Raw genomic sequence first — 9,706 nt, 5'->3', positions numbered from 1 at the left:
CATCGCGCACGGGGCGCTCCGCCTGCCCTGACGCCGATAAGCGCCAAGCGCACCGCCTACCACCCGAGCTGAACAGCTACGGGGAGCCAGGAGGTCCACACGGAGACGAAAAGAGCTGGAGGTTAGCGTTTTCTCCGCCATCGATGAATTCCTCTCGACCAGGCGTTGAATCGGATCGCGGATTACCGGCGGGYCGGCGGTTCCCGGCGGGGTCTAGACGTGGGGACGCGCGGGAGATCACCGGGTGGAACCTGCCGGGAACCGCTGTGCTGGCATGGGACGCGCTGGCATGGGACGCGCGGGTATCGGACGCGCGGGCGATGGCGCGCTCCGCGGCCGGCACGTTCTCGTCGCGCAGCAGGTCGGCGAGGTAGTCCGTGACGCTGTGATAGGTGCGATCCGCATACCGGTGCCGGTATCCCCCGCCTTCCTGCGGATCGGCGAGCAGCAGATCGTGCAGCGCGGCCGGCGGGTTATGATAGAGGAACTGCAGCACGGCCGTGTCCCGTTCGGCTTCCAGGAGCTGCTCGAACGGCGTCCGGGTGAAATCTCCGATGAACAGTGCGGTGCCGCGGAACTTCTCGTTGAGATTGGTCATCTCGCAGGTGGCTATCACATGCCCGCGCGGGTTGACGCCCAGTTGCAGACTTCCACAGTCGGGGAGCCGGTCCGGCGTGAACCGGCTGTAGTGCCTGGTGAGAGCCGCCATGACTTCCGGGTCGTTGCCCTCGGTGGTCAGGCTGTTGKGGTAGACCGTCTCACCGCCCAGGTCCAGGTCGTCCAGCAGCTGGGCGTCCACGTCGGGCAGGTGGGAGGCCACCCAGCTCAGCTCGTGCACCATGCCGAGGTCGGCGCAGGYCCGGCGGAGGTGGCGCAGCCGCTCGACCGGCACGAACGGCAGGTGAAAGGCGCTCGCACTCGGGAAGATCGCCTGGACCCCGGCCTRCTGGAGACGGCTCACGAGCGTACGGGCGCGTTCGGGGGTGYGGGCCCAGAAGCCGTTCGTGTTGAGGGAGACGTAGTACCCGAGATCCGTGGCGGCGCGGGCGAGCGCACAGGTGTCCTCCGGATGAAGCATGATCTCGCCGCCGCCCAGGTCGAGGAACCTGCGACCGAACCTGGCTGCCGTCCGCAGGATTTCTATCGCGGTGGCCAGGTCGAACCTCTCCCGGCGATGTGGACTCGATTGGACCAGGCAATGTGCGCAGGTCGCGTTGCAGGCATAGGTGTAGATCAGGTACACGCGCTCGTGGTTCCCGTAGGTGTAGCACACCCCGGTATGCGGATAGACCTGTTCCAAAATTCCCCCAAACCCATTGCTTTTACCTGGGCGGATTCGGCCGCGAACGAGCGATCTCGACAAGTGCGGGAACGCCGTCGGGAACTGTCGGTGGAGAGCAGGGTTGTCTCCCGGCAACGATTGCGTCACTGTAGGACAACATGGCGAGATTGGTCAACTGTGGCTCACCGGCTTCATCCGCGACGACGGCGGGTGACGTTGAGGTGGAACTGTGACTGGCGTAGCAACCAGTTCTGCGTTGCCGGGGTCCTGTGGAGGGCATGGTTGTCCGGGATCAGGCACGGGTCGTACGCGGAGGTACTGAGGCGCCGATCCGCTTCAGGAAACGACGGGGAACTCCCCGTGTCGGCGCCGCCGGTCGGGCCGCGGGTTGCCCGTGCCATTGTTTGCGCTGGTCAGGTCGGGTCTTCGCGGTCAGKGGTGGGACGGGGCGGGGTTGTGGGGCGGCGGGGTCGGCGCCGGGCGGCGGCGATCCCGGTGTGACCCGCGCGGCGGACGGGGCCGATCATGTCGTGACGGAGCGTGAGTGCGGTGTGGGGCCGGTCGCCGGCCCGGGCTCGGGAAGCCATCTCACGGAACGTCACGTCCCTTACCTGTGAGGCTGCCGTCCCCCGTCGTGCTGTCGTCTTTCTGTCATCCGGCCCCTCCGGGGCGGGCGGCGCTACGGGCGGGAGCGGCCTGTGGGGGCGGTCACACCGGCGGTCATGGGAGACGACCGCCGCGGTCCTGACGCCCGGCCCGGCCTGGTCGTGCGGGCGTCGCGGGTGACCCGCGTCGCGCGGCGGTGTGGTGCTCGAGGTGCACGCCCCGTCCCGGGCAACCCCGGCAGGGCAGGATCCGCAGGGCGCTCCTAGGATGGCCGACGCAGGAACGCGGCGCCGCCGCGTCGGCGGCGGAGTCGGGCCGGAAAGCGGAGTCGGGCCGGAGAAAAGCGGAGTCGGGCCGGAGAGGAGTGCCACCGTGCCGGGCACGCTCTATCTGGTCCCGGTGCCCATCGGGGACCCCGGCGACATCACCGCCCGAGCCGTCGACGTGCTGCGGCAGGTCCCGGTGGTCGCGGCGGAGGACACCCGCAACGCGCGGCGCCTGTTGCAGCCGCTCKGGACGTCGCCCCGGTTGCTSAGCTACCACGACCACAACGAGCAGGAGCGGGGTCCCCAACTGCTGTCGCTGCTGCAGGAGGGCGCGGACGTCGCCGTGATGTCGGACGCGGGCACCCCGCTGGTCAACGACCCCGGCTACCGCCTGGTCGCCGCGGCCATCGAGGCAGGGATCCCGGTCCGCCCGCTGCCGGGGGCCAGCGCGCCGGTCACCGCGCTCGTCGGATCCGGCCTGCCGGTACACCGGTTCCACTTCCTCGGGTTCCTGCCCCGCCGACCGGCCGCCCGCCGGGCGGCCCTGGAGCAGGTGCGCGGTCTCGACGCCTCCCTGGTGCTGTTCGAGGCGCCACACCGGATGACCGAGTGCCTGGCCGACCTGACCGCCGTGCTGGGTGAGCGGCGGGCGGCGCTGGCACGCAACCTGACCAAGCCGGACGAGCAGTTCATCCGGGGGACGCTCGACGAGGTCCGTGCCGTGCTGGCCGGGGAGCAGCCGGTCCGCGGGCAGTTCACGGTGGTCGTGGAGGGGGCGGGGACRCGGGCCGCCGCCGGGGAGACGGAGCTGGCCGACCGCGTCGCCGAGGCGATGCTGCGGCACGGAGCGGGTGCCCGGCTGGCCCGCGAGGTGGTCCGTGAGGTCACCGGCCTGCCGCGCAACCAGGTGTACGCACTGGTCGGGGAGGCCGAGGGCCGGGTCCGGTCCGGTACCTGCCCGCCCGCGGGTGGACCGGCCGACTAGACTGGTTCTGAGATGCCGAGGATGAGTCCGCCCGTCATGCCTGTTGTGCCGGCTCCCGTGCTGGCGACGCCGCACGGGACGGTCGAGCTACCGACGTTCCTGCCGGATGGCACCCGGGCGGCGGTGCGCAGCACGGATCCCCGTGACCTGCGCGAGGTCGGGATCGAGGCGGTGATGTGCAACGCCTTCCATCTTGCCCAGCGGCCCGGTGTCAGGCCGGTGAAGCGGGTCGGCGGGTTGCGTCGCTTCATGGCCTGGGACGGCGTGGTGGTCACCGACTCGGGCGGGTTCCAGGTGCTGTCCCTGCTGCGGCGGCAGGGGCAGCACAGCGCGATCCGCCCCGGCGGGGTGGTCTTCCGCAATCCTGCCGACGGCACGAAGGTCGAGCTCACCCCGCAGCGGGTGATCGAGTGGCAGTTCGGGCTGGGCTCGGGCGTCGTCATCGCGCTCGACGACTGCACGGGTCCGGAGGACTCGCCGGCCGAGGTGGTGGCCTCGGTCGACCGCACGATCCGCTGGTTCCGCGACACCCGTACCGCCTTCGATCTCCAGTGTCGGCAGCGCCGGCTGGAGAACCCGCCGCTGCTGGTCGGTGTGGTGCAGGGCGGTGCGGATCCCGACCAGCGCAAGCGCTGCGTGGAAGCCCTGGTGGAGGCGGGCGCGCAGGGGTTCGGCTTCGGCGGCTGGCCCCTGGACGGCAACGGCGTGCTCGAACGGGAGATGTTCGCCCTGCTCTCGGCGTCCACGCCGCCCGAGGCCCCGCTCTTCGCGCTCGGGGTGGGCAAACCCGAGCATCTCGTGGCGCTGTGCCAGATCGATCGCCGGTGGGTGTTCGACTGCACCATTCCCACCCGGGACGCACGGCATGGTCGCCTGTACGCCTTCAACAACGCCCCGCTGGCCGCCGACGGGTCGTTCTACCAGAACGTCCACATCCTGGACGAACGCAACCATCGCATCGACGAGCCGATCTGTCCCACCTGCGACTGCCCCACCTGCACCCGGTACGGCCGGTCGTACCTGCACCATCTCTTCCGGGTCAGGGACGGGCAGGCCGACCGGCTGGCCACGCTGCACAACCTGCGCTTCTACACTCGACTTATCGAGCAGCTGCGGGCGGGCGGGCGCGCRCTGGCAGCCGGCCCGGCCGAGATTGGGGACGACGACACGTGACGGTGAACCCGACCCGGGGCGCGGTCGGAGGGACGGACCCCCGACCCGCCGCGGTGGTGCTGTTGAGCGGGGGGCTGGACTCGGCAACCGTGCTCRCCATCGCCAACCAGCAGGGATTCGCCTGCCACGCGTTGAGCTTCCGCTACGGCCAGCGGCACGAGGTCGAACTCGCCGCGGCCCGGCGGGTGGCCTCCGCGCTCGGGGTGGTCCGGCATGTGGTGGTCGACATCGACCTGGGGGTCTTCGGCGGGTCGGCGCYGACCGACCCGACCATCGCCGTCCCGGCGGCCGGAACGGCGGAGGAGATCCCGGTCACCTATGTCCCGGCCCGGAACACGATCTTCCTGTCCTTCGGGCTGGCCCTGGCCGAGACCGCGGGTGCCTGGGACGTGTTCATCGGCGCGAGTTCGGTCGACTACAGCGGCTACCCGGACTGCCGTCCCGAGTACCTGGCCGCCTACCAGGCGATGGCCAACCTGGCGACGAAGGCCACCGTGTCGGGTGAGCGCACCCTGTCGGTCCATGCCCCGCTGATGCACCTGAGCAAGGCGGACACGATTCGCCTTGGTCTCTCGCTCGGGGTTGACTACGGGCTGACGCACAGCTGCTACGACCCGGGGCCGGACGGCCGGCCCTGTGGGCGGTGCGACTCCTGCTCGCTGCGGGAGCGTGGTTTCACCGAGGTGGGAGTCCCTRACCCGGCGGGGGGCTGRCAYGGTTTATCGGATCAAGGAGATCTTCTACACGCTGCAGGGGGAGGGCGTGCGGTCCGGCCGCCCGGCGGTGTTCTGCCGGTTCGCCCTGTGCAACCTGTGGACCGGGCGGGAACGCGACCGTCACCGGGCGGTGTGCCAGTTCTGCGACACCGACTTCGTGGGTACCGACGGCCCCGACGGCGGCGTGTTCGACACCCCGGACGACCTGGCCGACGCCGTGGCCGCGCGGTGGCCGTCCGATGCCCCCGGGGCACTGCCCTACGTGGTCTGCACCGGCGGTGAGCCGTTGTTGYAGCTCGACACCCCGGCCGTGTCCGCCCTGCACACACGAGGTTTCGAAGTGGCCGTCGAGACCAACGGCACCTGCCCGGCGCCGGCCGGGCTGGACTGGGTGTGCGTGTCCCCCAAGGCGGGGGCGCCGCTGCGGCTGACCACCGGTGACGAGCTGAAACTGGTCTTCCCGCAGCCCGGCGCCGGACCGGAGCTGTTCGCCGGCCTGGAGTTCGGCCATCACCTGCTGCAGCCGATGGACGGGCCGCACCGGGAGGCCAACACCCGGGCGGCGCTCGACTACTGCCTGGCCCACCCACGCTGGAGGCTCAGCATTCAGACCCACAAGATCCTGGGGATCCGCTGATGGAGATCTTCCGCGAGTTCACCTTCGAGGCCGCGCACCGCCTGCCGGAGGTGCCGGAGGGTCACAAGTGCGCCCGGCTGCACGGGCATTCCTTCCGGATCGCGATCCAGGTGGTCGGCCCGGTCGACCCCCGGGCTGGATGGGTGATGGACTTCGCCGACCTCCGGGCGGCGTTCGCTCCGCTGCACGACCAGCTGGACCACCGCTACCTCAACGAGGTGCCGGGCCTGGACAACCCGACCAGCGAGAACCTCGCCCGGTGGATCTGGGACCGGCTGGCCGGCGAGCTCCCGCTGAGCGCGGTCACCGTCCGCGAGACCTGCACGTCGGGGTGCATCTACCGAGGTGACGAGCCGGACCGGACACCGGCGTGACCCCGCCGGGCGCCGACCAGGAGGCCGTGGCGGCGGCCGCCGCCCGGATCGCCCGTTCGGCCAAGTACCGGGGCGTGCACCCCGAGACCATCGCCCATGTCGTGGAGCAGGAGGCGAGCGCCGGGGGAACCGGCCCGGTCGAGCACCGGGCCCGGGTGCGGCTGCACCGGGTCGCCGCCCTGCACCTGCTGAGCGGGCGGACAGCGGTGCTGCGCCGCGAGGTGGCACGGTTGCCGACCGGCGATCCGCAGGCCCTGAAGGCCGGCTGCCGGGCCGTGCTGGCCCGGCACGTCTCCACCGCCGAGCGCCTTGYCGACCTGGACGACTTCTACCCCGCGCTGCTGTCGATCCTGCCCGCCCCGGACACCGTTGTCGACATCGCCTGTGCGTTGAACGTCCTCACCGTCCCCTGGCTGCTGGAGACCTGTGACGCCACGTACACGGGCTACGACCTCAACGCCGACTTCGTCGAGATCGGCAACGCCTTCCTCGCCATGGTGCATCCGCAGGGCTGGGTGGTCCACCACGACGTGGTGGCCCAGGGTCCCCCACCGCGGGCCGATCTGGCACTGCTGCTGAAGACCTACCACTGCCTGGAGGACCGTCGGCGGGGCAGCGGCCTGCGGCTGGTCGAGACCGTCGACGCCCGGCACGTCGCCGTCTCCTTCCCCACCCGGGCGATGAACGGGCGGCCGGCCGTCTTCGCGCCGCCGATGCAGGAGGAGCTGGAGCGGCTGGCCGACCGGCGCGGCTGGTCGGTGGACCGGGTGCGGCTGAGCACCGAGGAGCTGGTCGTCCTCGGCCGGTCGCCGCAGGACATGTCGTCGCCCGAGGCGCTCCCGACCCGGGCGCACCAGGGCTGAGGATCGGCGGGTTATGCTCGTCAGCGGTGCCGGTGTGCKGGAACGGGAGAGGGAGCGTCGGTGATGCGGCAGTGGCCCTGACGAAGCTGGGCAACCCGGAGGCGAAGGCCGACCGGTCCCTGGAGACGTTCCCGATCGACGACACCTCGCAGGAGATCAGGATCGACTGCCGGGAGTTCACCTGCCGGTGCCCGATCACCGGCCAGCCGGACTGGGCGACGATCCGCATCGACTACCGGCCGGGCGGGCGTGGTCTGGAGACCAAGAGCCTCAAGCTCTACCTGGAGACCTTCCGGGAGGAAGGGATCTTCCACGAACACCTGGCCACCCTGATACGTGACGATCTGGTGGCCGCGCTCGCTCCGGTGCAGCTCACCGTCACCGTGAACTTCAACGCCCGGGGCGGCATCGCGCTGGCGGCCTCCAGCACCTACCGTCGCGAGGCCTGACCCCGCCCCTGCCGGACGGTCCTGGACCTCGGCCGAGCTCACCAGCGCCCCTACGACGGCACGCACCGTGTTCGTCGGACGGCGCTCCTGCCCGGAGTGCCTCCCGCGCGGAGCGCGGTCACCCTGGTCGACGGCTGCCGCGTTTTCGCCTCCGGACTCAGGGTCACTGCCCGGGGGTGCGGACCGCCGTCGGCATCGCGGCGTGGGAGACGCCACGATCGCCAGCGGCTTCTCCTTCTGAGCCACATGGCCGGAACGGCGCCCGGATGAACATCTTCCCCTCGTCGCTGACACCCCCACACGTCAGCTGATAAACCAGTCTTCCGTCAGAATCCGTGCCGACCCATACGGCCAGAGAAAAGTGGCATGTCAGCGGCTTCGCCACACCTGTCAGGGAAAAAGCCAGCCCGTCGGAGTTGGCTCAGAACTGCCTTTCGTCGGGCCGACGCCGGGCCGAAGGCAATCCCCGCCGCCTTCTTCCAAAGGAGCCGCTGTGCCATGAGCGTTTTCCATCCTCGGTTCTCCTAAATTCCTTCGTGCGTCAGGACGAGGATGGCTTGGGAAATTGTGCCGACGCGGCGGGGGCAGCCGCGGTACCGGTCGAGGACATGCCAGTTCTTGAGGACGGCGAATCCTCGTTCGCCGACAGCGCGGGTGGCCGAGAGGCTGCGGTTCTTCTCCTTGTCGGCGTCGGGTAGTTCGGCGTTCTGGGGTTTCTTGCGGGGGGTGAGGAGTTGTTCGCTCTCGCCGCCGACGTAGCCCTTGTYGGCGTAAAGGTAGATCGTCTCCGCCTGGTTGATCAGGTGGAGGATGTTGTGGGACCTCGCGGCGGTGATGTCGTGGGTGGATCCGGGCAGTCCGTCGGAGATCCAGATCATCCGGCYGTAGGGGTCCATCAGGCCCTGGAGGTTGACGCCGTGGTGTTTGTGTTTGCCGGAGTAGTAGAGCCTGTTGTGGGCGCGGATCCGGTTGATGCGGATGACGGTGCCGTCGAGGATGAGGAAGTTGCTCCGGCACCAGGCGAAGGCCCAGACGGCGGCGAGCAGGGTCCGGCCACGGCCGGCGAGCAGCGCGACGGCCTCGTGGACGTAGCGGCACACAGTGGCCACCCCGACCTGGAATCCCTCGACGAGGCGGGTGTAGGTGTCTCCGTTGCGCAGGTGGGCCAAGGCAAGAAGTGCCTGGTCACGGGCCGGGACCTTGCGCCAGTTCCCGTGGCGTTCGCGGTCGTCGGCGAGCAGCGCCGTCAGAAGGTGTTTGAGATCGTCGTTTAGATGATTCTCTGTAGCGGTCGGGGTCCGGGCCGCTGGGCGGGGGTGCGCCGGTCGATGCGGCGGACCATGGTGGCGATCATGGCCCAGCGGATGAGGGATTCGGCGTGGTCGGGGCGGCGTTCGTAGTCGCGGGCGTGCCGGCGGTAGCCGGTGATCCACGACCACGTTCGTTCGACGACCCAGCGACGTGGCAGGACGGAGAAGCCCTTCTGCCCGGCGGGTTTGCGCACCACCTGCAGGGTGAGGGTCAGGATCCGGGCGGCCCAGTCCATGAAGACACCCGCGAACCCGGCGTCGGCGAATACGAGCCGTAGCCGCCGGCCGGCGAAGAAACTGTCGAGGAGGAGCTGCCGGCCACTGGCGGTGTCATGGGTGYTGGCCGGGACCACGAGCACGGCCAGCAGCAGTCCCATCGTGTCCACAGCGATGAACCGCTTACGACCGTTGACCTTCTTGCCGGCGTCGTAGCCGCGGGAGGAGGCGGGCACGGTGTCGGCGCCCTTCACCGACTGGGAATCGATGATCCCCGCCGACGGTTCGACATCGCGTCCTTCCGCCCGGCGGGCCTGCTCCCGCAGCACGTCGTGAACACGTTCGGTGACACCCAGATCGTGCCAGAGGGCGAAGTAGTAGTACACGGTCTGCCACGGCGGATAGTCCGACGGCAACGCCCGCCACGCACACCCCGAGCGCACCACATACAGGATCGCGTCCACCAGATCACGCCGATCATGCTTCTCCGGCCGGCACACCGCCGCCGGCGGCGGGAGCAACGGCCCGACCAGAGCCCACTGCGAGTCCGACAGATCCGACGGATACCGATGACGGTGAGCATGCGCCATCCGTCCACCGTCAGCCCCCAGCCACCCCCACCCGGCCATGATCCGACGAGTGCACCCCCATCGCGCACCCCGGAAGATCACACACCGTCACCAGCGGGCATTCTCAAACACCTTCTCAGCTTGTCGTTTAACCTTCGGGTGTCACTCTGTGTGATAGTCGCTGGTGGTTTGGGGTGGGCCGGCGTGTCGCCGTGACGTGAAGCGGCCTCCTGTTGATCCTGGTTTCTCACCAAAGACAC

The 9,706-nt window shown here is 69.9% G+C and carries 9 protein-coding genes and 1 pseudogene; 7 read left to right on the top strand and 3 right to left on the bottom strand.

The genetic code is table 11. The features are described from left to right. Positions 1-76: 76 nt before the first annotated feature. Positions 77-1,300, bottom strand: a complete 1,224-nt coding sequence (locus Manayef4_RS21920; RefSeq protein WP_175443451.1) for a radical SAM protein — start codon at positions 1,298-1,300, stop codon at positions 77-79. Positions 1,301-2,260: 960 nt separating this feature from the next. Here Manayef4_RS21920 and rsmI point away from each other — a divergent pair. The 7 genes and pseudogenes from rsmI to queF all read left to right on the top strand — a co-directional run bounded on the left by rsmI (position 2,261) and on the right by queF (position 7,351). Further along, positions 2,261-3,139, top strand: coding sequence for a 16S rRNA (cytidine(1402)-2'-O)-methyltransferase (gene rsmI / locus Manayef4_RS21915; RefSeq protein WP_175443450.1), 879 nt, complete (start codon positions 2,261-2,263; stop codon positions 3,137-3,139). 36 nt (positions 3,140-3,175) lie between these two features. Next, positions 3,176-4,312: a tRNA-guanine transglycosylase gene (locus Manayef4_RS21910; RefSeq protein WP_070133240.1), complete on the top strand. Its 1,137-nt coding sequence runs from the start codon at positions 3,176-3,178 to the stop codon at positions 4,310-4,312. Positions 4,313-4,314: 2 nt separating this feature from the next. Continuing rightward, positions 4,315-5,016, top strand: a pseudogene (queC, locus tag Manayef4_RS21905) (7-cyano-7-deazaguanine synthase QueC); the annotation flags it as partial. 58 nt (positions 5,017-5,074) lie between these two features. Further along, positions 5,075-5,665 (top strand): 7-carboxy-7-deazaguanine synthase, encoded by a 591-nt coding sequence (queE, locus tag Manayef4_RS21900; protein WP_254665797.1) that lies wholly within the window; start codon positions 5,075-5,077, stop codon positions 5,663-5,665. Then, the gene (gene queD, locus Manayef4_RS21895) at positions 5,665-6,039 is read left to right on the top strand and encodes a 6-carboxytetrahydropterin synthase QueD (RefSeq protein ID WP_011437762.1); all 375 of its coding nucleotides are present in this window, start codon (positions 5,665-5,667) and stop codon (positions 6,037-6,039) included. The genes queE and queD overlap by 1 nt, the downstream gene beginning before the upstream one ends. Next, positions 6,036-6,902 carry a hypothetical protein gene (locus Manayef4_RS21890; protein ID WP_070133236.1) on the top strand — a complete coding sequence of 289 codons (867 nt, stop codon included), beginning with the start codon at positions 6,036-6,038 and terminating at the stop codon, positions 6,900-6,902. The genes queD and Manayef4_RS21890 overlap by 4 nt, the downstream gene beginning before the upstream one ends. Positions 6,903-7,021: 119 nt before the next feature. Beyond that, the gene (gene queF / locus Manayef4_RS21885; protein WP_085949899.1) at positions 7,022-7,351 is read left to right on the top strand and encodes a preQ(1) synthase; all 330 of its coding nucleotides are present in this window, start codon (positions 7,022-7,024) and stop codon (positions 7,349-7,351) included. A gap of 524 nt (positions 7,352-7,875) precedes the next feature. On the opposite strand, the gene Manayef4_RS21880 is transcribed toward queF, so the two are convergent. Continuing rightward, positions 7,876-8,592 carry a transposase family protein gene (locus Manayef4_RS21880; protein ID WP_256388631.1) on the bottom strand — a complete coding sequence of 239 codons (717 nt, stop codon included), beginning with the start codon at positions 8,590-8,592 and terminating at the stop codon, positions 7,876-7,878. 29 nt (positions 8,593-8,621) lie between these two features. Next, positions 8,622-9,467 carry an IS5 family transposase gene (locus tag Manayef4_RS21875; RefSeq protein ID WP_070133246.1) on the bottom strand — a complete coding sequence of 282 codons (846 nt, stop codon included), beginning with the start codon at positions 9,465-9,467 and terminating at the stop codon, positions 8,622-8,624. Positions 9,468-9,706: the final 239 nt, after the last annotated feature.

Origin of the sequence: Frankia sp. CgMI4 (genome assembly GCF_001756285.1) — a bacterium.
Lineage (GTDB): Bacteria > Actinomycetota > Actinomycetes > Frankiales > Frankiaceae > Frankia > Frankia casuarinae.
This window is presented reverse-complemented; position numbering and strand designations above follow the sequence as displayed.

Coding starts and splice junctions, on each gene's coding strand:
- queD (WP_011437762.1), top strand. CDS start 5,665: ATGGAGATCTTCCGCGAGTTCACCTTCGAGGCCGCGCACCGCCTGCCG.